Genomic DNA, 26,986 nt, shown 5'->3' with positions numbered 1-26,986 from the left:
ACACACAGCACGGCAAACGGTCCGCCTCCTGCACCTTCCCCGCAGGAGGCGGACCGTTGTGTTGCCAGCCGTTAGGGTGGGGCGCTGTCCAGCAGCCTCCGAGGGCACACCACCCCCGGACCCTCCCCCCGGCCCCGTCCGGAGGGACCCCCAGGCCGGAGGGCCAGTAGCGCGATGTCCCTGCACAGCCAGTCGGCGGCCTCCCACCAGGCCCCCGCCACACCCGAGTTCCCCCGGCACGTCGTCACCGCGGTCCTCGTCGCCCATGACGGCGCCCGCTGGCTGCCCCGGACACTCGCCGGCCTCCTCGGCCAGGAACGCCCCGCGCAGAACCACATCGCCGCCGACACCGGCAGCGCCGACGAATCCGCGCGGCTGCTCACCGAGGCCCTCGGCGACGACCGGGTCCTGCACCTCGCCCGCCGCACCGGATTCGGCACGGCCGTGGACGAGTCCGCCCGCAGCGCGGGCACCCTGACCCCCGAGGACCTCCCGTACCTCAAGCGCCCCAGCGGTTGGGACCCCGTCAGCCGCACCTGGCGCGACGACACGTACGACCTCCCCGAACTCCCCCACGGCGAACCCGTCCAGTGGCTCTGGCTCCTGCACGACGACAGCGCCCCCGAACCCGACGCCCTCACCGAACTGCTCCGCGTCGCCGAGGAGAACCCCGACGCCGCCGTCATCGGCCCCAAACTGCGCGGCTGGTACGACAAGAAGCAGCTCCTCGAAGCCGGCGTCACCATCGCCCGCAGCGGCCGCCGCTGGACCGGACTCGACAGACGCGAACAGGACCAGGGCCAGCACGACCAGGTCCGCCCCGTCCTGTCCGTCTCCACCGCCGGCATGCTGGTCCGCCGCGACGTCTACGACGACCTCGGCGGCTTCGACCGGCGCCTGCCCCTGATGCGCGACGACGTCGACCTGTGCTGGCGCGCCCAGAGCGCCGGCCACACCGTCCTCGTCGCCCCCGACGCCGTACTGCGCCACGCCGAGGCCTCCGCCCGCGAACGCCGCACCGTCGACTGCGCCGGCCGCACCACGGCCAGCCCGCACCGCGTCGACAAGGCCGGCGCCGTCTACACCATCCTCGCCAACAGCTCCGGCCGCGCCCTGCCCTACGTGCTGCTGCGCGTCCTCCTCGGCACCGTCCTGCGCACCCTCGCCTACCTCATCGGCAAGGCCCCCGGTCAGGCCGTCGACGAGATCACCGGCCTCCTCGCCACCCTGCTGCGCCCCGGCCGGCTCCTCGCCGCCCGCAAGGCCCGCCGCCGCCCCGCCGTCCCCGCCGCCGACCTGCGCCCGCTCTTCCCCCCGCCGGGAGCCTCCCTGCGGGCCAATGCGGAACAGCTCGCCGGCTACTTCGGCGGCGACCGCGACACCGACGTCGCCCCCGCCGGCCGCCACGGCGGAGGCAGCATCCTGACCGCCCCCGGCGAGGACGGCGACTACGCGGTGGCCGAGGAACGCTTCGCCCGCCTCCGGCGCATCGCCCGCAACCCCGCGCCGGTCCTCTTCGGCCTCCTCCTGCTCGTCTCCGTCGCCGCCTGCCGCGGCCTGATCGGCGGCGGCTCCCTCATGGGCGGCGCCCTGCTGCCCGCCCCCGGCAGCGGCTTCGACCTCTGGCGCGCCTACACCGACGGCTGGCAGCCCGTCGGCACCGGCTCCACCGCCTCCGCGCCCCCCTACCTGGCCGTCCTCGGCGCCCTCGCCACCCTGCTGTTCGGCTCCACCCAGGCCGCCCTGACCCTGCTGCTCGTCGGCTCCGTCCCGCTCGCCGGCCTCACCGCCTACTTCGCGTCCCGGCCGCTCGTCGAGTCCCGGCTGCTGCGCGCCTGGGCCGCCATCGCCTACGCCTTCCTCCCCGCCGTCACCGGAGCCCTCGCCGGCGGCCACCTCGGCACCGCCGTCCTCGCCGTCGTACTGCCGCTCATCGCCCGCTCCGCCGTCGCCGCCTTCGCCCTCGGCGGGGGCGAGGCAGCCGCCGAGAGGCGGGGCAGCTGGCGCGCGGTGTGGACGTACACGCTCCTGCTGACCCTGACCACCGCCTTCACCCCCGTGGTCTGGCCGCTCGCCGCCGTCCTCGGCACCGCCGCCCTCGTCCTGCGCCGCGCGCACTGGAAGGCGTACGGCCCCCGGCTGCTCGCCACCCTCGCCGTCCCGCTGATCGTGCTCGCCCCCTGGTCGATCGGCCTGCTCACGCACCCCGGCCGCCTCCTCCAGGAAGCCGGACTGCCCTACGGAGCCGGCTCCGCGCGCGCCCTCGACCTGCTCGGCATCAGCCCCGGCGGCCCCGGAACCGGCGCCGGCCTGCTGCTCGCCGGCATCGTCCTCGCCGCCCTGGCCGCCCTGCTGCGCACCGACCGCCGGTTCGCCGTCCGCACCGCCTGGGCCGCCGCCCTCGCCGCGCTGTTCCTCGCCGTCCTCGCCAACCGGACCGCCTGGGCCGGCCCCGCCACCCTCGTCTACGGGCTCGCCCTCCTCGCGGCCGCCGCGCTCGGCGCGGACGGCGCCAAGGAGCGGGTCGCCGCCCGCAGCTTCGGCTGGCGCCAGCCGCTGGCCGCACTCATCGCCCTCGCCGCCGCCGCGGGCCCGCTGGTCGCCGCGGCCACCTGGATGATCGCCGGAGCCGACGGCCCGCTGGAGCGCCGCGACCCGGTACAGGTCCCGGCCTTCGTCGCCGACGCGGGCGGCGACGACAACCAGACCCGCACCCTGGTCCTCGACCTGGACCCGCCCGCCTCCGTCTCCTACAGCCTCGTCCGCGGCTCCGGCGGCCGCCTCGGCGACGCCGACATCACCGCCCGGACCGGCGGCGACCCCCGCCTCGACAAGGTCGTCTCCAACCTGGTCGCAGGCTCCGGCGCCGACCAGTCCAGCCAGCTCAGCGCCTACGCCATCCGCTTCGTCATGTTCCGCCCCGGCGGCCCCGAAGAGATCCGCCGCGTCCTCGACGCCACCCCCGGCCTGAGCCGGCGTCACCAGCAGGACGGCACCGCCCTGTGGGGCGTCGAGCCCTGGCTGCCCCGCGCCGTCATCGTCTCCGGCAAGCAGGGCGAGGCGCCGATCCCGGTCGCCGCCGGACCCGTCGAGGCCCACGGCAAGATCCCCGAAGGCCAGGCGGGCCGCGTGCTGCGCATCGCCGACCGGGCCGACGCCGGCTGGCAGGCCACCCTCGACGGCAAGCCCCTCAAGGCGAAGACCCTCGACGGCTGGGCGCAGGGCTTCGAACTGCCCGCCGACGGCGGCCGCCTCGACCTCGTCCACGAGGACTCGCTCCTGCAGACCGCGTGGTACTGGGCGCAGGGTCTGCTCGCTCTGGTCCTCCTGGTGATGGCCCTGCCGGGCCGCCGCGCCCAGCTCGACGACGACCTGCCCGAGGAAGAGGCCGCGATCCCGTCGCAGCCCGGCCCGGGCGGGGCCGGCGAGGGCCGTCGCGCCCGCCGGCTGCGCGCCGAGGCGGAGCCCGCCCCCGTACCGGTGGAGACCGCCGCGGTCGCCGATCCGTACGCGCAGATCCCGGCGCAGCCGGTGTACGGGGAGGAGACGTACGCCTACCAGGCCTACGGCGACCAGGGCGGCTACGCGTACGAGCCGCAGCCCCAGCAGCCGCTCCCGTACGAGCAGTACCCGGCGGCGTACGACCCGCAGGGACCGTACGACCCGCAGGGACAGCAGGGACAGCAGGGACAGCAGGGGCAGCAGGCCTACGAGGCCCCGTACCCGCAGCAGTACCCGTACGAGCAGTACGACCAGTACGACCCCCACGCACCGCACGATCCCCACGCACCGCACGACCCGCGTCCTGACGGGAGCCCCCAGCAGTGAAGCAGCGCGCACCCCTGACGCTGGCCGCCGTGACCGCGGCGCTGGCCGCCCTCACCGGACTCGCCGCCCTCACCGCCCCCGCCGCCGACGGCAGCACGGCCGACGGCAGGGCGGCGGCGGCCCGGATGCCGGTGGAGCGGTCCCTGCTGGTGTGCCCGGGGCCCAGCTCCTCGGACATCGCGGAGACCACGTACACGGCCTTCACCCCCGGAGCCCCCGCCGGAGAGGGCAAGGGCTCGGCCCGGCTGCTCGGCGCCACCAAGGACGCCAAGCCGGTGCTGGAGCCCAAGGAGCCGGGCAAGCCCGTCGGGGCCACCGCCAGCGGAGCCGACGCGCCCGCCCTCACCGGCAGCGCCGACGGGGTCCTCGCCCCCGGCTGGACGGCGCAGCTGACCACCAAGGTCTCGGTCGGCCGGGCCCGCGGCGTGCTCGGCGTCGGCTGCACCGCACCCGGCACCGACTTCTGGTTCCCCGCGGTGAGCACGGCCAAGGGCCGCGAGGACTACGTCCACCTCACCAACCCCGACGACGCCGCCGCCATCGTCGACATCAAGCTCTTCGGTCCGGACGGACTGGCCAAGCCCGAGGGCGGCGCCAGCGAGAACATCCGGGTCGACCCCAAGTCCACCAAGACGGTCCTGCTCTCCTCCCTCATCCCGGGAGTCCAGCTCGCCGACGCCACCGCCCACGTGACGACCCGCGCGGGCCGGGTGGGCGCCTCGGTGCAGGTCGCCGAGGAGGGCGTGGGCGCCGACTGGCTGCCGGCCTCCACCGACCCGGCGGGCTCGCTGGTGCTGCCCGGCATCCCGGCCGACGCCGCCTCCGTACGGCTCGTCGCCTTCGTGCCGGGCGAGGAGGACGCCGACCTGAAGGTGCGCCTGGCCGCACCGGGCGGCGCGATCAGCCCCGCGGGCAGCGAACAGCTGCACGTCAAGGCCGGTATGACGGCCGTCGTGGACCTCAAGGACGTGACCCGCGGCGAGGCCGGTTCGCTGCTGCTGGGTCCGGCCGACGCCAAGAAGGCCGCCCCGGTCGTCGCGGCGGTACGGGTGGTCCGCGGCAGCGGCGCCAAGCAGGAACTCGGCTTCGTCCCGGCCTCCGGGCCGGTCGGCACACGGGCGACCGTGGCCGACAATCGGCCCGACGAGAACGCGACCGTGCTGTCGCTGACCGCCCCCGGAGAGGACGCGAAGGTCAAGGTGACGGCCTCGCCCGGCACCGGCGGCGGCGAGCCGGCCTCCCAGGAGGTCACGGTGAAGGCGGGCACCACGCAGACGCTGTCCCTGGCCCCGGCCGGCGGCAAGGGCTCCTACGCGCTGACCGTCGAGACCCTCTCGGGCGGCCCGGTCCACGCGGCCCGCACCCTGTCCCTCCCGCACGAGGGCATCGCGATGTTCACCGTCCAGCCCCTGTCGGACGACCACTCCACGGTCGCCGTCCCCCGGGCCGCCCAGGACCTCTCGGTCCTGACCAGGTAACCCGGCTCCGCCGGGCGACGAGGCGGGGGACCTCCCGGTCCCCCGCCCGCCTCCGGTCAGTCCTGCCCGTAGCGCGGATCCACGGTCTCGGGCGACAGCCCGAGCAGCTCCGCCACCTGCTCCACCACGATCTCGTGGACCAGCATCGCCTTCTCGTCCCGAGTCTTGGTGCGGATCTCCACCGGCCGCCGGAAGACCACGACCCGGGCCGGCCGCCCCTCGCGGGACTCCGACACCGCACCCAGCGGCACCGCCTCGTCGTTCCAGCCGCCGTCCGCACCGCCGGGCGGCCCGGGGACGTCACCGACCAGGAACTCCACCTCGGACAGCTGCGGCCAGCGCCGCTCCAGCCGCTCCACGGAATCCCGTACGAGGTCCCCGAACAGCTCCGACCGGCTCGCCGACAGCGGCACCTGAGGAGGGGCCACCGGCCCGCGCATCCCGCGTCCGTGCCGGTCCCGCCGGCGCGGACGCGGCTCGGTGGGTGCCCCTGCGGGGGGCTCGCCAGGGCAGGGAGGCAGAGGGGTGTCCATCACCCCCGCAGGGTAGCCCCGAGCACGACACGGGGGAGTGAGCGGCGGTGGAGTCGTCGCGGCCCGGTCAAGAGTGCGGTACCGTCCAACGTCGTGAGCCTTGTACGTCGCTGTTCGCGCACCGCGTGCGGCCGCCCTGCCGTCGCGACACTGACGTACGTCTACGCCGATTCGACCGCAGTTCTCGGCCCGCTCGCCACCTATGCCGAACCCCATTGCTACGACCTGTGTGCCGAGCACTCGGAGCGCCTGACCGCCCCGCGCGGCTGGGACGTCGTCCGCCTGTCCGACGGCTCCGGTCCGTCCCGCCCCAGCGGCGACGACCTCGAAGCCCTCGCCAACGCGGTCCGCGAAGCCGCCCGCCCGCCCGGCCGCGCCGCCGAGGCCGGCGGCTCCGGCCAGGGCCGCCCGGTCACCGGCGAGACCCGTCGTGGACACCTGCGCGTCTTGAGATCGCCCGATTCCTGACGCTCCGACGGGCTGAAACGGAGCTCCTGGTTCAAGGTAGGTTTGCCGAACCGCACAGAACCTCAGGAGGGCAGGCAGTGGCCGCAGATCTTTCGAACATCGTCAAGGCGTATGACGTGCGTGGTGTCGTGCCGGACGAGTGGGACGAGTCGTTGGCGGAGCTGTTCGGTGCCGCGTTCGTGGAGGTGACGGGTGCTTCGGCGATCGTGATCGGTCATGACATGCGGCCGTCGTCGCCGGGTCTGTCGGTGGCGTTTGCGCGGGGTGCGGCCGCGCGTGGGGTGGATGTGACGCTGATCGGTCTGTGTTCGACGGATCAGCTGTATTACGCGTCGGGTTCGCTGGATCTGCCGGGTGCGATGTTCACGGCCTCGCACAACCCGGCGAAGTACAACGGCATCAAGCTGTGCCGGGCGGGCGCGGCTCCGGTGGGCCAGGACACGGGCCTTTCCCGGATCCGTGAGCTGGTGGAGAAGTGGTCCGACGAAGGCGCCCCGGCGGTCGCGGCGGGCACGGTTGCGGGCACGGTCACGGAGCTGGACAGTCTTCCCGGTTACTCGGCGCATCTGCGGGGTCTGGTGGACCTGGCGGGGATCCGTCCGCTGAAGGTGGTCGTGGACGCGGGCAACGGGATGGGTGGTCACACCGTTCCGACGGTGTTCGAGGGTCTGCCGCTGGATCTGGTCCCGATGTACTTCGAGTTGGACGGGACGTTCCCCAACCACGAGGCCAATCCGCTGGATCCGAAGAACATCGTGGATCTGCAGGCGCGTGTGCTGGCGGAGGGTGCAGACCTCGGCATCGCGTTCGATGGTGACGCGGACCGCTGTTTCATCGTGGACGAGCGCGGCCAGGGTGTCTCCCCCTCCGCGATCACCGCGCTGGTGGCGGCGCGTGAGCTGGCCCGCAACGGCGGGACGGGCACGGTGATCCACAACCTGATCACGTCCTGGTCGGTGCCGGAGGTGGTGCGGGAGAACGGCGGCACCCCGGTCCGCACCCGCGTCGGGCATTCCTTCATCAAGGAGGAGATGGCGAAGACGGGTGCGATCTTCGGTGGTGAGCACTCGGCGCACTACTACTTCAAGGACTTCTGGAACGCGGACACCGGCATGCTCGCCGCGCTCCACGTGCTGGCGGCCCTGGGCGGTCAGGACGGTCCGCTGTCGGGGCTGGTGGCTTCGTATGACCGGTATGCGGGTTCGGGTGAGATCAACTCGACGGTGGCGGATCAGGCGGGTCGTCTGGCGGCGGTGAAGGCCACGTACGGCGACGCGGAGGGTGTGACCCTGGACGAGCTGGACGGCTTGACGGTGGCGGCGCAGGACTGGTGGTTCAACGTCCGCGCCTCGAACACCGAGCCGCTGCTGCGTTTGAACGTGGAGGCCCGTGACGCGGCCACGCTGGCGAAGGTCCGCGACGAGGTCCTGGCCCTCATCCGCGCCTGACCGCATTCCGGGCCGGTGCCCGGCGGAGCCGGGGTCCCAGAGGGCGGACCCCGGCAACGGCGCCGCACCAAGCGCACGGCGGGCGCCAACGCGCCCACTCCAGGCCGCACCGGAGGTGACTCGGCGGTACGCTGACCTCGCCCCACCCCAGAACCATCCGCATGCCCGAAGGGAACCGCCCCATGCCGCTCGAAGCCGGCCTCCTGCAGATCCTCGCCTGCCCCGCCTGCCACGCGCCCCTCGAGGACAAGTCGGCCGACGAGACGGCCCCCGAGCTGATCTGCACCGGCCAGGACTGCGGCCTCGCGTACCCGGTCCGTGACGGCATCCCGGTGCTCCTGGTCGACGAGGCCCGCCGCCCCGCCTGACCCCTGCCGCGCCGCACAGGCACACGCAGACGCTGAGACCGATTCCGCAACCCTGGATCCGTCAACACCGCCGGAGGCCGCCATGCTCGACGAGTCGCTCCTCGACGCACCGGACGATCTCGCCCGCGTCGACCGTCGGGGCCTGCTCCGCGGCGCGGCCGAGGCCGGGGCGAGAGTCCGTACCGCCGCCCGGCACGCGAACGAGGCGGGCCTCGCCGACCTGCGCCCCGACGGCCGCCCGCGCGCCGTCCTGATCGCCGGGCCCGGCACCGCCGCCACCGGCGTCGCCGACCTGCTGGGCGCCCTCGCAGGCGCGTCCGCGCCCGTGATCCGGCTCGACCCCACCGGCGTCGCGCACGCCGCCGGCGCACTGCGCTGGGCCCTGCCCGGCTGGGCCGGCTCGGTCGACCTGCTGCTCATCGCCACCACCGACGGCACCGAGCCCGGCCTGGCCGTCCTCGCCGAGCAGGCGTACCGGCGCGGCTGCACCGTCGTCGCCGTCGCCCCCGAGCGCTCACCGCTGAGCGAGGCCGTGGACGGCGCGCACGGGCTCCTCGTACCGATGGCCAAGGCCCCGTACCAGGAGTACGACGAATCCGCCGCCGCGGGCCCGGGCGCCCTGTGGGCGCTGCTCACGCCCCTGCTGCTGCTCCTCGACAAGGTCGGCCTGATCACCGCGGCCCCCGACACCCTGCAGCTCGTCGCCGACCGGCTCGACCGCACGGCCGAACGCTGCGGGCCCGCCATCGCCACCTACTCCAACCCGGCCAAGACCCTCGCCGCCGAGCTCGCCGACTCCCTCCCGCTCATCTGGAGCGAGGGCACCGGCGCCGCCCCCGCGGGCCGCCGCTTCGCCGCCACCCTCGCCGAACTCGCCGGCCGCCCCGCGCTGTCCGCCGTGCTCCCCGAGGCACTCCCCGCCCACGGCATCCTGCTCGCGGGGGCCTTCGCCGCCGGCGCCGACCCCGAAGACTTCTTCCGTGACCGGGTCGAAGAGCCCCAGGCCCTTCGCGCCCGCATCGTCCTGCTGCGTGACCGGCCGGCCGGCGGCCTCACCGCCGCCCCCGCCGCACGCGAGCTGGCCCTCAGCCACGACACGGCCATCAGCGAGCTCGAACCGGAGGAGGGCGTCGAGCTGGAGCAGCTCGCCGAACTCCTCGCCGTCACGGATTTCGCCACCGCCTACCTGGCGTTGGCTTCCGGGGGACACAGCTGAGGTACACGCACACGCCCCGGCTCTATCCAGGAAGACGACGATGGACCGCCTGATCAACACGATCCGCCCCTACGCCTGGGGATCGACCACGGCCCTCCCCACGCTCCTCGGTGTCGAACCCACCGGTGAGCCCCAGGCCGAGCTGTGGATGGGCGCCCACCCCGGCGCCCCCTCCCGCCTCGACCGCGGCGCCGGCGAGGTGGCCCTCTCGGACGTCATCACGGCCGACCCCGAGGGCGAGCTCGGAGCGGCCACCGTCGCCAAGTTCGGCCCCCGGCTGCCCTTTCTCCTCAAGATCCTCGCCGCGGGCGCGCCGCTCTCCCTCCAGGTCCACCCCGATCTGGCCCAGGCGAAGGCCGGCTTCGAGGACGAGGAGCGCCGCGGGGTCCCGGCCGACGCGGGCCACCGCAACTACAAGGACCCCAACCACAAGCCCGAGATGATCTGCGCGCTCACCGCGTTCGACGGGCTGTGCGGCTTCCGCCCGCCGCTGGAGGCCGCCGAACTCCTCGCGGGCCTGGACGTGGACAGCCTCAAGCCGTACGTCGACCTGCTGCACGCGCACCCCGAAGAGGCGGCCCTGCGCGAGATGCTCACCGCCGTACTGACCGCGGACCGTGCCGAGATGGCACACACCGTCCACGAGACCGCGGCCGCCGTCGAACGCCTCGGAGGTCCGTACGCCCCGTACACCACCCTGGCCCACCACTTCCCGGGCGACCCGGGAGTCATCGCGGCCATGCTGCTCAACCACGTCCGACTCCAGCCCGGCGAGGCGATGTTCCTCGGCGCCGGCGTCCCGCACGCCTACATCGACGGCCTCGGCGTCGAGCTGCTGGCCAACTCCGACAACGTGCTGCGCGCCGGACTCACCCCCAAACACGTGGACGTGCCCGAGCTGCTGAAGATCGCGAAGTTCGAGCCGGGCGACCCGAACGTCCTGCGCCCCGAAGGCGACGGCGGCGAGGAGGTCTACGAGAGCCCGATCGACGAGTTCCGGCTCTCCCGCTTCCTCCTCGCACCCGGCGGCGTCTCCCGGGTGCTGTCGGTGGACGCCCCGCAGATCCTGCTCTGCACGGCCGGTTCCGCGATGGCCGGCGAACTGCCGCTGACGCCCGGCGAATCGGTCTTCGTACCGGCGGGCGAAAAGGTCGAACTGTCCGGAAGCGGGACGGTCTTCCGTGCCACCGTGGTGGTCTGACGCCGGGTCCGTCCCGGTGGCTGCAACAATGTGCGGCCGGTAGTCAGTGGCTAGGAAGGACAACCTGCACCCATGAGCGCGTCGGGCGGTACCAGGGCGATCGTGGCGGCACTCGCCGCCAACCTCGCCATCGCTGTAGCCAAATTCGTGGCATTCCTCTTCAGCGGCTCCTCGTCGATGCTCGCGGAAAGCGTCCACTCGCTGGCGGACTCCGGAAACCAGGGGCTGCTGCTCCTCGGCGGAAAGAAGGCCCAGCGCGAGGCGACCCCGCAACACCCCTTCGGGTACGGACGCGAGCGCTACATCTACGCCTTCCTCGTCTCCATCGTGCTCTTCACCGTCGGTGGCATGTTCGCCATCTACGAGGGCATCGAGAAGATCAACCACCCGCACCCCATCGAGGCCTGGTACTGGCCGGTCGGCGTGCTCGTCTTCGCGATCATCGCCGAGTCCTTCTCCTTCCGCACCGCGATCAAGGAGTCGAACGAGATCCGGGGCAAGCAGACCTGGACCCAGTTCGTCCGCCGGGCCAAGGCCCCCGAGCTGCCCGTCGTCCTCCTGGAAGACCTCGGGGCGCTCGTCGGCCTGGTCCTGGCCCTCGGCGGCGTCGGCCTCGCCCTGCTGACCGGCAACGGCGTCTGGGACGGCATCGGCACCCTGTGCATCGGCACCCTGCTCATCGGGATCGCGATCGTCCTGGCCGCGGAGACCAAGTCCCTGCTGCTCGGTGAGGCCGCGGGCATCGAAGAGATCGAGAAGATCAAGACCGCGCTCGTCGACGGAGACGTCGTCACCCGCGTCATCCACATGCGGACCCTGCACCTCGGCCCGGAGGAGCTCCTGGTCGCCGCCAAGATCGCCGTCGAGGGCCACGACACCGCCACCCAGGTGGCGGACGCGATCAACGCCGCCGAGGCCCGCATCCGCGAGGCGGTCCCGATCGCCCGCGTGATCTACCTGGAGCCGGACATCTACCGCCCCGAAGCAGCCAGGTAACCCGCGCAAGCAACCCAAGTACGCACGAAGGCCCCCGCGAGCACCTGCCCGCGGGGGCCTTCGCACATCCGGCCCGGCGGGGGCCGGCCCTCAGTCCGAGGCGCCGGGGGCGGGGGCGCCCCAGGCGGGCTGCGTCGGCGCCGGCTGCCTGCGCCGCACCATCAGCGCCACGATCCCCAGCACGCCACCGGCCAGGAACACGACGGCGCCGACGAACTGGAGGCCGCCCGCGACGATGAGGTCCGTCGGCTCCACCACGGCCTCGCCGCGGACCGACGACAGGGCCACGGTGCCGCTGTTCGCGGAGAGGTGCATCGTGGAGTCCACCGAGTTCCCGCGGTTGTCCCCCATGAGGAACACCCGCCCCTCGGGAACCGTCACGTCGAACGGCACGACCGCCGGAACCGACCGGTCCAGGATGTACGGCTCGTCCAGCGGCTCCCCGTTGAGCCGCAAGGCGCCCTCTCCCCGCCGGTGCTCGATCCGGTCGCCGCCGCGCGCCACCACCCGCGACAGCATGAGCCCGCCCGGTCTCCACTCCGGAACCGATACGAGCACCACGTCCCCGCGCCCGATCTCCAGCTCCTCGCCGGCGGCGCCCATGGAGAACCAGCCGGCGTCCCCGGCCGCGTAAGCCGGCCGCATGTTGTCGCCCGCTATCCGGTGCTTCTCGTAGTCCACCTCCGAGTCCCCGGCGGACATGGCCGAGTGGACCGTCCCGCCGAGGACCATCACCCCGCCCGCCACCAGCAGCACGATCGCCCAGATGCCCCGTCTCCGGCCACGCCTGCGTTCCATCCGCCCCGTCCCTTCGATCCGTTCCCGTGCGCGCCGAAGCGTACGGAACGCGGTCGGGCCCCTCACCGGGAGGGGAGGGGGCCGACGGCGGACGGTGCGGCGGGGCCGCGGTCACCGGATCTCGTGCCGGTGGCGGCACAACGGCGGACCAAAAGTACGAAAGGCCCCGAAAGTGACAGTCGGGGGGCCTGGGATCACCTCACGCCTTCTTCCTCGTCTGACTGGGGCTCACTCCACCGATCGGTGTAGATTCGTGGTCAGTGTCAGACGTCGCTGCTGATGGCGGGTCGGGCGGTCCTTGCGACCGGCCGAGGGGAGAGAGGACCCCCGACGGACTGTGCTCGGTGTCCCGTCCCCAGGACGGCGCACGGACCAGCCGTACCCACCTCTCGAACCATGAGGAGCAGCACCCATGGACTTCAAGGTCGCAGACCTGTCCCTTGCCGCGTTCGGCCGCAAGGAGATCACCCTGGCCGAGCACGAGATGCCGGGCCTGATGTCGATCCGCCGCGAGTACGCCGAGGCGCAGCCGCTGGCCGGCGCCCGCATCACCGGCTCGCTGCACATGACGATCCAGACCGCCGTCCTCATCGAGACGCTGGCCGCCCTCGGCGCCGACGTCCGCTGGGCCTCCTGCAACATCTTCTCCACCCAGGACCACGCGGCCGCCGCCATCGCGGTGGGCCCGAACGGCACCCCGGAGAACCCGCAGGGCATCCCCGTCTTCGCCTGGAAGGGCGAGACGCTGGAGGAGTACTGGTGGTGCACGGAGCAGGCGCTGACCTGGCCGAACACCCCCACCGGCGGCCCGAACATGATCCTCGACGACGGTGGTGACGCCACCCTCCTCGTCCACAAGGGCGTCGAGTTCGAGAAGGCCGGCGAGGCCCCCGACCCGTCGACCGCGGACTCCGAGGAGTACGCACACATCCTCACCCTGCTCAACCGCACCCTCGGCGAGTCCCCCCAGAAGTGGACCCAGCTCGCGTCCGAGATCCGCGGCGTGACGGAGGAGACCACCACGGGTGTCCACCGCCTCTACGAGATGATGGCCGAGGGCACGCTGCTGTTCCCGGCGATCAACGTGAACGACGCGGTGACGAAGTCGAAGTTCGACAACAAGTACGGCTGCCGTCACTCGCTGATCGACGGCATCAACCGTGCCACCGACGTCCTCATCGGCGGCAAGACGGCCGTGGTCTTCGGCTACGGCGACGTCGGCAAGGGCTGCGCCGAGTCCCTGCGCGGCCAGGGCGCCCGCGTCATCGTCACCGAGATCGACCCGATCTGCGCGCTGCAGGCGGCGATGGACGGCTACCAGGTCGCCACCCTCGACGACGTCGTCGAGACGGCGGACATCTTCATCACCACGACCGGCAACAAGGACATCATCATGGCCGCCGACATGGCCAAGATGAAGCACCAGGCCATCGTGGGCAACATCGGCCACTTCGACAACGAGATCGACATGGCCGGCCTCGCGAAGATCGACGGCATCGTCAAGGACGAGGTCAAGCCGCAGGTCCACACCTGGAAGTTCCCCGACGGCAAGGTCCTGATCGTGCTGTCCGAGGGCCGCCTGCTGAACCTGGGCAACGCGACCGGCCACCCCTCCTTCGTCATGTCGAACTCCTTCGCGGACCAGACCCTGGCCCAGATCGAGCTCTTCACCAAGCCCGAGGAGTACCCGACCGAGGTGTACGTGCTGCCCAAGCACCTCGACGAGAAGGTCGCCCGCCTGCACCTCGACGCCCTCGGCGTCCGCCTGACCACCCTGCGCCCCGAGCAGGCCGCCTACATCGGCGTCCAGGTCGAGGGCCCGTACAAGCCGGACCACTACCGCTACTGATCAACCCCTGATCAGCTCCTGATCAGCGGCGGCATCACGTGAAGCAGGCCCCCGGCACCCGTGCCGGGGGCCTGCCCCGTATCCCCCGATACCCCGACGCCCTCGATCCCAAGAAGTGTGCGCACCATGCCCCGCGGCCGATACTCGCTCCACGACCCGCACGACCACACCCCTCTCGGCGAGGAGCACTTCCACTGCGCCCCCGGACCCTCGGGCTGGCGCTACGTCTCCCAGCTCACCGCCCCGAACGGTGACCACCGCGGCTCCGTCGACCTCGCGATCGACGAACTCGGCCGCCCCATCCGCCTCGAAGTGAACGCCGCGAGCTGGCAGGTCCGCGGCGCCGCCATCGACGGCGTCACCTGGGTCCGCACGGACCCCACCGGCACCGAGGCCACCGAGGGCAACATCGCCGCCCCCGGCTTCACCGGCACCTCCCCGGCCTTCCTGGTCGCCACGGCCCGCCTGCTGCGCCTGACCCCCGGCGCCCCCGCCACCCGCGTCCGGCTCCTCGCCCTCACCGACCCGGTCCTGGCCCCCCGTACGGTCGACCAGGCGTGGGCCCTGCTGGCCCGCGAGGAACACCCCACCGACAGCGGCCCGCTCCTCGTGGACGAATACCAGGTCAGCGCCCTGGACACGGGCGAGGTCCACACGATCCACATCGCCGGCGACGTGGTGCTCTCGGCCCCCGGCATCGAGCTCGAACACCTGGAGACCCCGCCCTCCACCTTCGAGGAGCAGTGACCCCTCAGGCGGGCGGCGCGAACCCGCCGGCGCGCGGAGCCTCCACGGGGGCCACGGGCGCCGGAGCCACGTAGGGAGCCGCCGCCGGAACGGACGTCGCAACGGGCGCCGGAACGGGCGCCGGCGCGTACCCGGCGGGAGCGGGTGCCGGCGCAAAGGCGGGGGCCTGCGCGGGAGCGGCGGCAGCGGCGGACCGGAAGGCCCGGGCGGCGTCCCGCGACTGCCGCTCGTGCACCACCGCCATCAGGAACGCGGCAGCGGGCACCCCCGCCGGCGCGGGCGCTCCCGTACGCGCCACCAGATCGTCCGCGAGCCTCGCCGCCATCGCGGCGCCCACCTGCGGATCCAGCTGGTTCATGCGCGTCAGGTACTGGCGTATCGCCAGCCACAGACCGTCCGGCACCGCCGACAGGTCCAGCCCGGTGAACCGCCCGGCCAGCCACGGCGGCGGCGGAGGCACCGGCATCACCCGGGCCCCCGGCACCCGCTCCCGGACCACGAGCGTCCCGGCGAAGACGTCCCCGAGCCGCCGCCCGCGCGCAGACACCAGCGAGGCGATGCACGCCACCGTCCCGAAGGTCAGCAGCAGCTCCACCACTCCCATGGCCCCGCGGACCAGTGCGTGCCGGAACCGGACCGGACCACCGTCGTCGCGCACCACCCGCAGCCCGCAGGCGAGCTTGCCCAGGGACCGCCCGTGGGACAGCGTCTCCACGGCGATCGGCACGCCGACCAGCAACAGCAGGAAGCTCGCCACCCCCACGGCCGCCTGGGCGGCGTCGTCGAGCGAGGCGGTCGCGAGGGCCAGCCCGACCGAGAGCAGCACGTAGCCGGTGACGTACACGATCAGGTCGAGGAGGATCGCCAGCCCGCGGCTCGGCAGCCTCGCGGGCCGCAACCCCAGGACGACCGCGTCCCCCGTCACCAGATCGCTCACTGCAGCACCTCTCATGTGACCTGCCCCGCCCCAACGGCTTCCAGTCTGCCAAGCTGACCACACGAGGAATAGGCAGCAGCAGGTGACCTGGGGCAGGGGAGCGGCAACCGGATGGATCTCGACGTTTTCGTGACGGCACACCGCGCGGAATGGGACCGCCTGGAGCAGCTCCTGGGCCGCGGCCGCAGGCTCACCGGCGCGGAGGCCGACGAACTCGTCGCGCTCTACCAGCGCACCTCCACCCACCTCTCCCTGATCCAGTCCAGCACCCCCGACCCGATGCTCACCGGCCGGCTGACGCAGCTGGTCGCGCGCGCCCGCGCCACCGTGACCGGCACCCGCCGGGCCGGCTGGCGCGACGCCGCCCTCTTCTTCACGGCTGCCTTCCCGGCCGCGGTCTACCGCAGCCGCCGCTGGTGGATACCGACGGCGCTGCTCTCCACGGCACTCGGCGTGCTCATCGGCTGGTGGATAGCCACGCACCCCGAGGTCCAGGGCGCCATCGCGGCCCCGGCGGACCTGAAGGCGCTCACGCAGCCGGGTGGCGAGTACGAGACGTACTACTCCAGCCACCCCGCGGGCTCCTTCGCCGCCAAGGTCTGGACGAACAACGCCCAGGCAGCGGCGATCTGCCTCGTCCTGGGCGCCTTCCTCGGACTCCCGGTGCTGTGGATCCTGTTCCTGAACATGGCCAACCTCGGCGTCGGCCTCGGCCTGATGGCCTCCGCCGGCCGCCTCGACGTCTTCCTCGGCCTGATCCTCCCGCACGGCCTGCTCGAACTGACGGCCGTCTTCGTGGCCGCGGGCACGGGCCTGCGCCTGGGCTGGACGGTCATCGACCCGGGCCCCCGCACCCGCCGCACCGCCCTGGCGGAACAGGGCCGCGCCGCCCTCGGCATGGCCATCGGCCTCGCGGTCGTCCTGTTCGTCTCGGGCCTGATCGAGGGCTTCGTGACCCCGTCGGGCCTCCCCACCTGGGCCCGCATCACCATCGGCGTCGTCGCCGAGGCCGCCTTCCTGCTCTACGTCTTCGTCCTGGGCGGCAGGGCCTCCCGCGCGGGCGAGGTGGGCGACGTCGAGGCCGCCGACCGGACGGCGACGCTCCCGACCGCGGCCTGATGTGCGTACAAGCCTGCTGAGCTGCTAGTCTCCTCGTCGTCCCGCGAAGACCGTTGACACGGAGCGCGCGGGGAGGTAGATTCGAACGGTTGCCTCGAACTGGACAAGTTCGGCAGCGATGGTTTAAACTATCTCTCGCCCCCATCAAGGAATTGAATTCCGGTGGGGCGTAGCCGACTCCTGATTCAGGAATCAAAGCCGGGAAAATCCGGTGGAGAACTTCTGATAGAGTCGGAATCGCCGAAAAGGGAAAGCGCGAAAGCGCAGGAACTGGAAAGCATCGAGGAAGTCGGGCCCGAAAGAGTCTGATAGAGTCGGAAACGCAAGAACACAGAACGAAAGCCCGGAGGAAAGCCCGAGAGGGTGAGTACAAAGGAAGCGTCCGTTCCTTGAGAACTCAACAGCGTGCCAAAAATCAACGCCAGAAGTTGATACCCCGTCCACTTCGGTGGATGAGGTTCCTTTGAAAAAGTCCTGTCGGGCCTTCGGGCACTGGCAGGCAATTACACAGCGAGGACGTTGTGGCGCGTCGGTCTTATTCCGACATGACGTGCCCGCTCTAAGTGATGTGTGCACCCGATTACGGGTAAACATTCATGGAGAGTTTGATCCTGGCTCAGGACGAACGCTGGCGGCGTGCTTAACACATGCAAGTCGAACGATGAAGCCCTTCGGGGTGGATTAGTGGCGAACGGGTGAGTAACACGTGGGCAATCTGCCCTTCACTCTGGGACAAGCCCTGGAAACGGGGTCTAATACCGGATACCACTCCTGCCTGCATGGGCGGGGGTTGAAAGCTCCGGCGGTGAAGGATGAGCCCGCGGCCTATCAGCTTGTTGGTGGGGTAATGGCCCACCAAGGCGACGACGGGTAGCCGGCCTGAGAGGGCGACCGGCCACACTGGGACTGAGACACGGCCCAGACTCCTACGGGAGGCAGCAGTGGGGAATATTGCACAATGGGCGAAAGCCTGATGCAGCGACGCCGCGTGAGGGATGACGGCCTTCGGGTTGTAAACCTCTTTCAGCAGGGAAGAAGCGAAAGTGACGGTACCTGCAGAAGAAGCGCCGGCTAACTACGTGCCAGCAGCCGCGGTAATACGTAGGGCGCAAGCGTTGTCCGGAATTATTGGGCGTAAAGAGCTCGTAGGCGGCTTGTCACGTCGGATGTGAAAGCCCGAGGCTTAACCTCGGGTCTGCATTCGATACGGGCTAGCTAGAGTGTGGTAGGGGAGATCGGAATTCCTGGTGTAGCGGTGAAATGCGCAGATATCAGGAGGAACACCGGTGGCGAAGGCGGATCTCTGGGCCATTACTGACGCTGAGGAGCGAAAGCGTGGGGAGCGAACAGGATTAGATACCCTGGTAGTCCACGCCGTAAACGTTGGGAACTAGGTGTTGGCGACATTCCACGTCGTCGGTGCCGCAGCTAACGCATTAAGTTCCCCGCCTGGGGAGTACGGCCGCAAGGCTAAAACTCAAAGGAATTGACGGGGGCCCGCACAAGCGGCGGAGCATGTGGCTTAATTCGACGCAACGCGAAGAACCTTACCAAGGCTTGACATATACCGGAAAGCATTAGAGATAGTGCCCCCCTTGTGGTCGGTATACAGGTGGTGCATGGCTGTCGTCAGCTCGTGTCGTGAGATGTTGGGTTAAGTCCCGCAACGAGCGCAACCCTTGTCCTGTGTTGCCAGCATGCCCTTCGGGGTGATGGGGACTCACAGGAGACCGCCGGGGTCAACTCGGAGGAAGGTGGGGACGACGTCAAGTCATCATGCCCCTTATGTCTTGGGCTGCACACGTGCTACAATGGCCGGTACAATGAGCTGCGATACCGTGAGGTGGAGCGAATCTCAAAAAGCCGGTCTCAGTTCGGATTGGGGTCTGCAACTCGACCCCATGAAGTCGGAGTCGCTAGTAATCGCAGATCAGCATTGCTGCGGTGAATACGTTCCCGGGCCTTGTACACACCGCCCGTCACGTCACGAAAGTCGGTAACACCCGAAGCCGGTGGCCCAACCCGTAAGGGAGGGAGCTGTCGAAGGTGGGACTGGCGATTGGGACGAAGTCGTAACAAGGTAGCCGTACCGGAAGGTGCGGCTGGATCACCTCCTTTCTAAGGAGCACAGTACCGATTGCAGACAAACGTTCTGCACGGTCAGCTCATGGGTGGAACGTTGATTAGTTGGCACGGTTTCCGAAACCTTCTGTAAGTACTGCCCTCGGGCGTGGAACACAGGAATGGCGGAGGGGATCGTGCTTGGCACGTTGTTGGGTCCTGAAGGTACGGCCGTAAGGTCATGTCTTCAGTGCCGGCCCCAGTGAACTTGTTCCCTTAGTGGAGCAGGGTGATGGGTGGCTGGTCGTTGTTTGAGAACTACACAGTGGACGCGAGCATCTGTGGCCAAGTTTTTAAGGGCGCACGGTGGATGCCTTGGCACCAGGAACCGATGAAGGACGTGAGAGGCCGCGATAGGCCCCGGGGAGCTGCCAACTGAGCTTTGATCCGGGGGTGTCCGAATGGGGAAACCCGGCAGTCGTCATGGGCTGTCACCCATGCCTGAACACATAGGGCATGTGGAGGGAACGCGGGGAAGTGAAACATCTCAGTACCCGCAGGAAGAGAAAACAACCGTGATTCCGGGAGTAGTGGCGAGCGAAACCGGATGAGGCCAAACCGTATGCGTGTGATACCCGGCAGGGGTTGCGCATGCGGGGTTGTGGGAATGAGCTTGATCGGTCTGCCGGCCGGTCGGCGAGTCAGAAACCGTTGATGTAGTCGAAGGACATGCGAAAGGTCCGGCGTAGAGGGTAAGACCCCCGTAGACGAAACATCAGCGGCTTGCTTGCTCATCTCCCAAGTAGCACGGGGCCCGAGAAATCCCGTGTGAATCTGGCGGGACCACCCGCTAAGCCTAAATATTCCCTGGTGACCGATAGCGGATAGTACCGTGAGGGAATGGTGAAAAGTACCGCGGGAGCGGAGTGAAATAGTACCTGAAACCGTGTGCCTACAAGCCGTGGGAGCGTCGCCGTCATTCTTCGGAATGACGGTCGTGACTGCGTGCCTTTTGAAGAATGAGCCTGCGAGTTAGCGGTGTGTAGCGAGGTTAACCCGTGTGGGGAAGCCGTAGCGAAAGCGAGTCCGAATAGGGCGATTGAGTTGCACGCTCTAGACCCGAAGCGGAGTGATCTAGCCATGGGCAGGTTGAAGCGGAGGTAAGACTTCGTGGAGGACCGAACCCACCAGGGTTGAAAACCTGGGGGATGACCTGTGGTTAGGGGTGAAAGGCCAATCAAACTCCGTGATAGCTGGTTCTCCCCGAAATGCATTTAGGTGCAGCGTCGTGTGTTTCTTGCCGGAGGTAGAGCACTGGATAGGCGATGGGCCCTACCGGGTTACTGACCTTAGCCAAACTCCGAATGCCGGTAAGTGAGAGCACGGCAGTGAGACTGTGGGGGATAAGCTCCATGGTCGAGAGGGAAACAGCCCAGAGCATCGACTAAGGCCCCTAAGCGTACGCTAAGTGGGAAAGGATGTGGAGTCGCAGAGACAACCAGGAGGTTGGCTTAGAAGCAGCCACCCTTGAAAGAGTGCGTAATAGCTCACTGGTCAAGTGATTCCGCGCCGACAATGTAGCGGGGCTCAAGCGTACCGCCGAAGTCGTGTCATTGCAGCAATAGGGCCAACGCCCGCTGTGATGGGTAGGGGAGCGTCGTGTGCCGGGTGAAGCAGCAGCGGAAGCTAGTTGTGGACGGTTCACGAGTGAGAATGCAGGCATGAGTAGCGATACACACGTGAGAAACGTGTGCGCCGATTGACTAAGGGTTCCTGGGTCAAGCTGATCTGCCCAGGGTAAGTCGGGACCTAAGGCGAGGCCGACAGGCGTAGTCGATGGACAACCGGTTGATATTCCGGTACCCGCTTTGAAACGCCCAATATCGAATCAGGCGATGCTAAGTCCGTGAAGCCGTTCCGGACCCTTCGGGGAAAGGAAAGTGGTGGAGCCGACGAACCAGACTTGTAGTAGGTAAGCGATGGGGTGACGCAGGAAGGTAGTCCAGCCCGGGCGGTGGTTGTCCCGGGGTAAGGGTGTAGGCCGAGGGGTAGGCAAATCCGTCCCTCATATAAGGCTGAGACCTGATGCCGAGCCGATTGTGGTGAAGTGGATGATCCTATGCTGTCGAGAAAAGCCTCTAGCGAGTTTCATAGCGGCCCGTACCCTAAACCGACTCAGGTGGTCAGGTAGAGAATACCGAGGCGTTCGGGTGAACTATGGTTAAGGAACTCGGCAAAATGCCCCCGTAACTTCGGGAGAAGGGGGGCCATCACTGGTGAAGGAACTTGCTTCCTGAGCTGGGGGTGGCCGCAGAGACCAGCGAGAAGCGACTGTTTACTAAAAACACAGGTCCGTGCGAAGCCGTAAGGCGATGTATACGGACTGACGCCTGCCCGGTGCTGGAACGTTAAGGGGACCGGTTAGTGCGCTTTCGGGCGTGCGAAGCTGAGAACTTAAGCGCCAGTAAACGGCGGTGGTAACTATAACCATCCTAAGGTAGCGAAATTCCTTGTCGGGTAAGTTCCGACCTGCACGAATGGCGTAACGACTTCTCGACTGTCTCAACCATAGGCCCGGTGAAATTGCACTACGAGTAAAGATGCTCGTTTCGCGCAGCAGGACGGAAAGACCCCGGGACCTTTACTACAGTTTGATATTGGTGTTCGGTTCGGCTTGTGTAGGATAGGTGGGAGACTGTGAAACCCCAACGCCAGTTGGGGTGGAGTCATCGTTGAAATACCACTCTGGTCGTGCTGGATGTCTAACCTCGGTCCGTGATCCGGATCAGGGACAGTGTCTGATGGGTAGTTTAACTGGGGCGGTTGCCTCCCAAAGGGTAACGGAGGCGCCCAAAGGTTCCCTCAGCCTGGTTGGCAATCAGGTGTTGAGTGTAAGTGCACAAGGGAGCTTGACTGTGAGACCGACGGGTCGAGCAGGGACGAAAGTCGGGACTAGTGATCCGGCGGTGGCTTGTGGAAGCGCCGTCGCTCAACGGATAAAAGGTACCCCGGGGATAACAGGCTGATCTTCCCCAAGAGTCCATATCGACGGGATGGTTTGGCACCTCGATGTCGGCTCGTCGCATCCTGGGGCTGGAGTCGGTCCCAAGGGTTGGGCTGTTCGCCCATTAAAGCGGTACGCGAGCTGGGTTTAGAACGTCGTGAGACAGTTCGGTCCCTATCCGCTGTGCGCGTAGGAATATTGAGAAGGGCTGTCCCTAGTACGAGAGGACCGGGACGGACGAACCTCTGGTGTGCCAGTTGTCCTGCCAAGGGCATGGCTGGTTGGCTACGTTCGGGAGGGATAACCGCTGAAAGCATCTAAGCGGGAAGCCTGCTTCAAGATGAGTATTCCCACCTCCTTGAGAGGGTAAGGCTCCCAGTAGACGACTGGGTTGATAGGCCAGATGTGGAAGCCCGGTAACGGGTGAAGCTGACTGGTACTAATAGGCCGAGGGCTTGTCCTCAGTTGCTCGCGTCCACTGTGTTAGTTCTGAAATAACGAACAGCTGTGTTCATGCCAGCGTTCAAATTTCATAGTGTTTCGGTGGTCATAGCGTTAGGGAAACGCCCGGTTACATTCCGAACCCGGAAGCTAAGCCTTTCAGCGCCGATGGTACTGCAGGGGGGACCCTGTGGGAGAGTAGGACGCCGCCGAACAATCATTGCGGGAAGCCCCGCACCAAACCCTCGGGTTCGGTGCGGGGCTTTTCTGCGTTCCGGAGACGGATCGTGTCAGGCCGGCACAGGCACCCGGCTGGTGGCGGGTGTGTCCTTCGCGTGCGGTCCTGCGGAGGGTGACGGGCCGGCTGTGTCCCTGCCGCCGGTCGCCTCCTCGGCGTCGGCCGTTCCGTCGCAGAAGTCCGCTCAGCCCTCCGAGTCGCCATCGCTGTCGCCGATGCCGACGCCTTCCGCCTCTCCTTCGGCGCTACCGAGCCCGTCGGTTCCTGTGGCGACCCGCTCGGCCGATCCGAAGCCGGCCGCGCCGCAGACGACGAAGCCGGTGGCTCCACCCACGACGAAGGCGCCCAGCCGGTCGGCGACGGCCGAGTGCGAGATCGTCTCCAACGCCGGGAACTGCTACAACGCGGGCCAGTTCTGGACGGCAGCCAGCCGCGCTGGCAGTACTGAGGCCTGTTCCGACACCGGAGCCGGATGCCCAAAGCAGCCACTGCCGCCGTGCCAAGGCGCCGGCGGCACAACCGGTGCTAGAGGCGGCCGGCGGCCTTGAGGGCGAGGTAGGCGTCGGCCAGGGCCGGGGCCAGGGTGTCCGGGGTCGCGTCGACGACGTGGACGCCGTGCCGGGACAGCTGGTCGGCGGTGCGGCGGCGCTGGGCCTGGGCCTGGGTGCCGGCCGCGGCCTCGTAGACCGCGTCGACGCTGCCGCGCGACTTCGTCATCTCGGCGACGTGCGGGTCGGCGACGGAGGCCAGCAGGACCGTGTGGCGTTGGGTGAGCCGGGGGAGCAGCGGGAGCAGGCCCTCTTCGATCGGGGCCGCGTCCAGGCTCGTCAGAAGGACCACCAGGGACCGGCGCGGGGCGCTGCGGAGGACGGTGGAGACCAGGGTGCGGGCATCAGTCTCGACCAGTTCGGGTTCGAGGGGGGCCATCGCATTGACGAAGGACGGGAGGATGTCGGCCGCCGCGCGGCCCTGGACCTGGGCGCGCGGGCGGCGGTCGTGGGCCAGCAGGTCCACGCGGTCGCCGGCGCGGGTGGCCAGGGCGGCGAGGAGCAGGGCCGCGTCCATCGCCGAGTCCAGGCGGGGGGCGTCGCCGACGCGGCCCGCCGAAGTCCGGCCGGTGTCCAGGCAGATGAGGATGTGCCGGTCGCGTTCGGGCCGCCAGGTGCGGACGGCCACCTTGTGCTGGCGGGCGGTGGCGCGCCAGTCGATGGAGCGGGTGTCGTCGCCGGGGACGTAGTCGCGGAGGCTGTCGAACTCGGTGCCCTCACCGCGCGTCAGGACGCTGGTGCGGCCGTCCAGTTCGCGTAGCCGGGCCAGCCGGGAGGGCAGGTGCTTGCGGCTGGTGAAGGGCGGCATGACCCGGACCGTCCAGGGGGACACGTGGGTGCCCTGGCGGGCCCACAGGCCCAGCGGTCCGTACGAGCGGATCGTGACGCGGTCCGCTCGGCGGTCGCCGCGGCGGGTGGGGAGCAGACGGGTGGTCAGCCGGCGGCGCTCGCCCGCGGGGACGACCACCTCGTGGCGGGACGCGGCGCTCTCCGTGCCGGGGAGCCAGCTGCTCGGCGGCCAGGCGTCGCGGACGCGGGCCCGCAGCGTGCGGCTGCCGGGGTTGGTGACGGTGAGGTGGACGTCCGCCGGTTCGCCGAGACGGACCGAGGTGTCCCCCGAGCGGGCCAGTACGAGGCTGCGGACCGGCGCCGCCAGGGCGTAGTCGACCGCGCAGGCCAGGGCGATCGGGCCGTTGACCGCGAGCATCCCCGTCCAGCTCGGTTCGAGGACGCCGACCGGAATGCTGCCGAGGGCCGCCAGCAGGGCGGCGCGTCCGGTGAGGGCCATCAGCGGGGGACGGGGACGTGGGAGAGGATCGCCGTGATGACGGCGTCGGCGGTGACTCCCTCCATCTCCGCTTCCGGGCGCAGCTGGACGCGGTGGCGCAGCGTCGGGAGGGAGAGGGCCTTGACGTCGTCGGGGGTGACGTAGTCGCGGCCGGTGAGCCAGGCCCAGGCGCGGGCGGTGGCCAGCAGGGCGGTCGCGCCGCGGGGCGAGACGCCGAGGGTGAGCGACGGCGATTCGCGGGTCGCGCGGCAGATGTCGACGACGTAGCCGGCGATCTCGGGAGAGACGGAGACCTTGGCGACGGCCTCGCGGGCCGCTTCGAGCTGGGCCGGGCCCGCGACCGGGCGGATGCCGGCGGCGTGCAGGTCGCGGGGGTTGAAGCCGGCGGCGTGGCGGGTCAGGACGCCGATCTCGTCCTCGCGGGAGGGCAGAGGAACCGTCAGCTTGAGGAGGAAGCGGTCCAGTTGGGCTTCCGGGAGGGGGTACGTGCCCTCGTACTCGACCGGGTTCATGGTGGCGGCGACGAGGAACGGCTCAGGCAGCTTGCGCGGGGTGCCGTCGACGGTGACCTGGCGCTCCTCCATCGCCTCGAGGAGGGAGGACTGGGTCTTCGGGGGCGTGCGGTTGATCTCGTCCGCGAGGAGGAGGTTGGTGAAGACCGGGCCGTTCTGGAAGGAGAACTCGGCGGTGCGGGCGTCGTAGACGAGCGAGCCGGTGACATCGCTCGGCATCAGGTCGGGGGTGAACTGGACGCGCTTGGTGTCGAGTTCGAGGGACGCGGCAAGGGCCCGTACGAGGAGGGTCTTCGCGACGCCGGGGACGCCTTCGAGGAGGACGTGGCCGCGGCACAGGAGCGCGACGACGAGACCGGTGACGGCCGAGTCCTGGCCGACCACGGCCTTGCCGATCTCGGTGCGGAGCGCTTCGAGGGAAGCGCGGGCGCTGTCCGCGGTCGCAGCCGTGGACTCGGTGGCCGGGTACGTCATGACGTACGGACCTCTCTTTCGAGGGCGTCGAGGTGGTCGGCGAGCGCGACGAGTGCCGCGTCGTCGGAGGGGGTGGTGCCGAAGAGGAGGGCGGTCACGTCCCAAGTGCCGTCCGTGAGCCGGGCGGAGACCGCCGGGGTGAGGGCGGCGGGGTCGTGGGCCTGGGTGTGCGGTACGCCGGTGAGGGCGGCGAGGCGTTCGCGGGTGGCGGCGCGCAGCACGGTGGCGGCGCGGTCGCGGGCACCGGCCTTGCGGTACAGGCGGGCCCGGCCCTCGGTCGCCTCGGAGGCGCGGATGACGACGGGGAGCTTCTCGGTGACGAGGGGGCCGAGGCGGCGGGCGCGCCAGAGCGCGGCGACGGCGGCGGCGAGGAAGAGCTGGAGCAGGGCCCAGGACCAGCCGTCCGGGACGAGTGCGAGGAGGCTCTTGTCCTCGGAGGCGCCGGTGTCCGGGTCGGAGTCCGCGAGGGACGGCATGTACCAGACGAGTTCCGGTCGGGAGCCGAGGAGTTGGAGGGCGAGGGAGGCGTTGCCCTCCTCGGCGAGGCTCTCGTTGAGGAGGACCGTCTCGGATCCGAGGAGGACGGTGTCGCCGCGGGTCCCTGCCGGGAGGGTGAGCAGGGTGGGGTGGCCGCCGCTGGGGTAGCAGGCGGTGGCTCCCGGGAGGGTGGTGGTGTAGCGCAGGCCTCCGCCGGTCGCTGCGCGGCCGGCGGAGGTTGCCGCGGGCAGGGTGCAGGCGGGGTCGAGTTCGTCGGCGTCGGCGGCTCCGGCGGTGCGGACGCCGGGGGAGAGCTCGGGGAGGCTGTGGCCGCCGGGGGCGAGCAGGACGGTCCGGCCGCCGGAGAGGTCGATGGCCGAGCGGATGGTGCGGCGCTGGGTGCTGCCGAGCCGGTCGGGGTCGGTGACCAGGAGGGTGGTGCGGGGGCCGGCGGCCTCGGCGGCCTCGGCGGCGGTGGTGATGACCCGGGTGGTGACGCCGCGGTCCTTGAGGAGCTCGGCTACGGCGCGGCTGCCGAAGGGGTCGGCGGAGCGGGGGTCCAGGTAGCCGTGGCGGGTGCCGGAGTTGAGGGCGGCCAGGATGGTGACGCCGGTGGCCAGGACGGCGGCGGTGGCGAGGACGAGGCGGGCTTTGCGGGTGCGGGTGCGGTTGCCTGTGCGGTTGCCTGTGCCGGCGGGCTTGCCGTTGTTGCTGCCGCCGTTGTCGCCGGTGCCGGTGCCGGTGCCGCCGCTTCCGCTTCCGCTGCCGCGGCCGCCGTCGTTGTCGCGGGTGGTCGGAGGGGTGGGGCCGGGCGTGCTCCGGGGCGTCTCCTCGGGCGCCGAACGTGGCGGGGGGTCGGAGGGCCGAGCCCCGTTGCGTTCGACGCCCTGCGGGGAGCGCCCCTGCACACACCCGTCCCCGGCAGTGCCTTCGGTGGCACGGCCCGGCGTGGTTTCC

The 26,986-nt window shown here is 70.0% G+C and carries 18 protein-coding genes and 3 rRNA genes; 14 read left to right on the top strand and 7 right to left on the bottom strand.

The window, feature by feature from the left end:
- Nucleotides 1-174 precede the first annotated feature (174 nt).
- Complete coding sequence (locus OG472_RS18995) at nt 175-3,828, top strand: glycosyltransferase (RefSeq protein ID WP_405941780.1); 3,654 nt, start codon at nt 175-177, stop codon at nt 3,826-3,828.
- Nucleotides 3,825-5,306 (top strand): DUF5719 family protein, encoded by a 1,482-nt coding sequence (locus OG472_RS18990; protein ID WP_405941779.1) that lies wholly within the window; start codon nt 3,825-3,827, stop codon nt 5,304-5,306. Before OG472_RS18995 ends, OG472_RS18990 begins: the two co-directional genes overlap by 4 nt.
- 56 nt (nt 5,307-5,362) lie before the next feature.
- On the opposite strand, the gene OG472_RS18985 is transcribed toward OG472_RS18990, so the two are convergent.
- Entirely contained in the window at nt 5,363-5,839 is a 477-nt protein-coding gene (locus tag OG472_RS18985; protein WP_383575702.1) for a metallopeptidase family protein, read from the bottom strand.
- 93 nt (nt 5,840-5,932) lie between these two features.
- Between OG472_RS18985 and OG472_RS18980 the strand changes: the two genes are divergently transcribed.
- From OG472_RS18980 to OG472_RS18955, 6 genes are all read left to right on the top strand, one after another.
- Nucleotides 5,933-6,307, top strand: coding sequence for a DUF3499 domain-containing protein (locus tag OG472_RS18980; RefSeq protein WP_319734150.1), 375 nt, complete (start codon nt 5,933-5,935; stop codon nt 6,305-6,307).
- 77 nt (nt 6,308-6,384) lie between these two features.
- Nucleotides 6,385-7,755, top strand: coding sequence for a phosphomannomutase/phosphoglucomutase (locus tag OG472_RS18975; RefSeq protein ID WP_405830395.1), 1,371 nt, complete (start codon nt 6,385-6,387; stop codon nt 7,753-7,755).
- Between the two features lie 182 nt (nt 7,756-7,937).
- Nucleotides 7,938-8,123, top strand: a complete 186-nt coding sequence (locus tag OG472_RS18970) for a Trm112 family protein (RefSeq protein WP_319733427.1) — start codon at nt 7,938-7,940, stop codon at nt 8,121-8,123.
- 82 nt (nt 8,124-8,205) lie between these two features.
- On the top strand, nt 8,206-9,339 hold the full coding sequence (locus tag OG472_RS18965) for an SIS domain-containing protein (RefSeq protein WP_401247627.1): 1,134 nt from the start codon (nt 8,206-8,208) through the stop codon (nt 9,337-9,339).
- Between the two features lie 40 nt (nt 9,340-9,379).
- Nucleotides 9,380-10,540, top strand: a complete 1,161-nt coding sequence (manA, locus tag OG472_RS18960; protein ID WP_401614978.1) for a mannose-6-phosphate isomerase, class I — start codon at nt 9,380-9,382, stop codon at nt 10,538-10,540.
- Nucleotides 10,541-10,612: 72 nt separating this feature from the next.
- Nucleotides 10,613-11,536, top strand: a complete 924-nt coding sequence (locus OG472_RS18955) for a cation diffusion facilitator family transporter (protein WP_383575129.1) — start codon at nt 10,613-10,615, stop codon at nt 11,534-11,536.
- Nucleotides 11,537-11,626: 90 nt separating this feature from the next.
- On the opposite strand, the gene lepB is transcribed toward OG472_RS18955, so the two are convergent.
- The gene (lepB, locus tag OG472_RS18950; RefSeq protein WP_405941778.1) at nt 11,627-12,334 is read right to left on the bottom strand and encodes a signal peptidase I; all 708 of its coding nucleotides are present in this window, start codon (nt 12,332-12,334) and stop codon (nt 11,627-11,629) included.
- Between the two features lie 412 nt (nt 12,335-12,746).
- Between lepB and ahcY the strand changes: the two genes are divergently transcribed.
- On the top strand, nt 12,747-14,183 hold the full coding sequence (gene ahcY, locus OG472_RS18945; protein ID WP_401614984.1) for an adenosylhomocysteinase: 1,437 nt from the start codon (nt 12,747-12,749) through the stop codon (nt 14,181-14,183).
- A gap of 126 nt (nt 14,184-14,309) precedes the next feature.
- Entirely contained in the window at nt 14,310-14,930 is a 621-nt protein-coding gene (locus OG472_RS18940; protein ID WP_405830390.1) for a hypothetical protein, read from the top strand.
- Nucleotides 14,931-14,934: 4 nt separating this feature from the next.
- Here the strand turns inward: OG472_RS18940 and OG472_RS18935 are convergent, their stop codons facing one another.
- Complete coding sequence (locus OG472_RS18935) at nt 14,935-15,867, bottom strand: RDD family protein (RefSeq protein ID WP_405830389.1); 933 nt, start codon at nt 15,865-15,867, stop codon at nt 14,935-14,937.
- A gap of 111 nt (nt 15,868-15,978) precedes the next feature.
- On the opposite strand from OG472_RS18935, the gene OG472_RS18930 reads away from it, so the two are divergent.
- The 4 genes from OG472_RS18930 to rrf all read left to right on the top strand — a co-directional run bounded on the left by OG472_RS18930 (nt 15,979) and on the right by rrf (nt 22,707).
- On the top strand, nt 15,979-16,986 hold the full coding sequence (locus OG472_RS18930) for a stage II sporulation protein M (protein ID WP_401614993.1): 1,008 nt from the start codon (nt 15,979-15,981) through the stop codon (nt 16,984-16,986).
- A 593-nt stretch (nt 16,987-17,579) separates the two neighbouring features.
- Nucleotides 17,580-19,104, top strand: a 16S ribosomal RNA gene (locus OG472_RS18925).
- A 286-nt stretch (nt 19,105-19,390) separates the two neighbouring features.
- Nucleotides 19,391-22,514, top strand: a 23S ribosomal RNA gene (locus OG472_RS18920).
- Nucleotides 22,515-22,590: 76 nt separating this feature from the next.
- Nucleotides 22,591-22,707: ribosomal RNA gene (gene rrf, locus OG472_RS18915) — 5S ribosomal RNA — on the top strand.
- The 16S, 23S and 5S rRNA genes sit together here, the layout of an rRNA operon.
- 207 nt (nt 22,708-22,914) lie before the next feature.
- Here the strand turns inward: rrf and OG472_RS18910 are convergent.
- The 4 genes from OG472_RS18910 to OG472_RS18895 all read right to left on the bottom strand — a co-directional run bounded on the left by OG472_RS18910 (nt 22,915) and on the right by OG472_RS18895 (nt 26,937).
- A complete protein-coding gene (locus tag OG472_RS18910) occupies nt 22,915-23,115 on the bottom strand; it encodes a hypothetical protein (protein WP_401602418.1) in 201 nt (66 codons plus the stop codon).
- Nucleotides 23,116-23,255: 140 nt separating this feature from the next.
- Nucleotides 23,256-24,566 carry a DUF58 domain-containing protein gene (locus OG472_RS18905; RefSeq protein WP_405941777.1) on the bottom strand — a complete coding sequence of 437 codons (1,311 nt, stop codon included), beginning with the start codon at nt 24,564-24,566 and terminating at the stop codon, nt 23,256-23,258.
- Nucleotides 24,566-25,552, bottom strand: a complete 987-nt coding sequence (locus OG472_RS18900; RefSeq protein WP_327414306.1) for a MoxR family ATPase — start codon at nt 25,550-25,552, stop codon at nt 24,566-24,568. Before OG472_RS18900 ends, OG472_RS18905 begins: the two co-directional genes overlap by 1 nt.
- Complete coding sequence (locus tag OG472_RS18895; RefSeq protein ID WP_405941776.1) at nt 25,549-26,937, bottom strand: DUF4350 domain-containing protein; 1,389 nt, start codon at nt 26,935-26,937, stop codon at nt 25,549-25,551. Before OG472_RS18895 ends, OG472_RS18900 begins: the two co-directional genes overlap by 4 nt.
- Nucleotides 26,938-26,986: the final 49 nt, after the last annotated feature.

It is taken from the genome of Streptomyces sp. NBC_00207 (genome assembly GCF_045160965.1).
Taxonomy (GTDB): Bacteria; Actinomycetota; Actinomycetes; order Streptomycetales; family Streptomycetaceae; genus Streptomyces.
The sequence above is the reverse complement of the archived record's forward strand: the minus strand, read 5'-3'. Positions and strand labels throughout refer to the sequence as shown.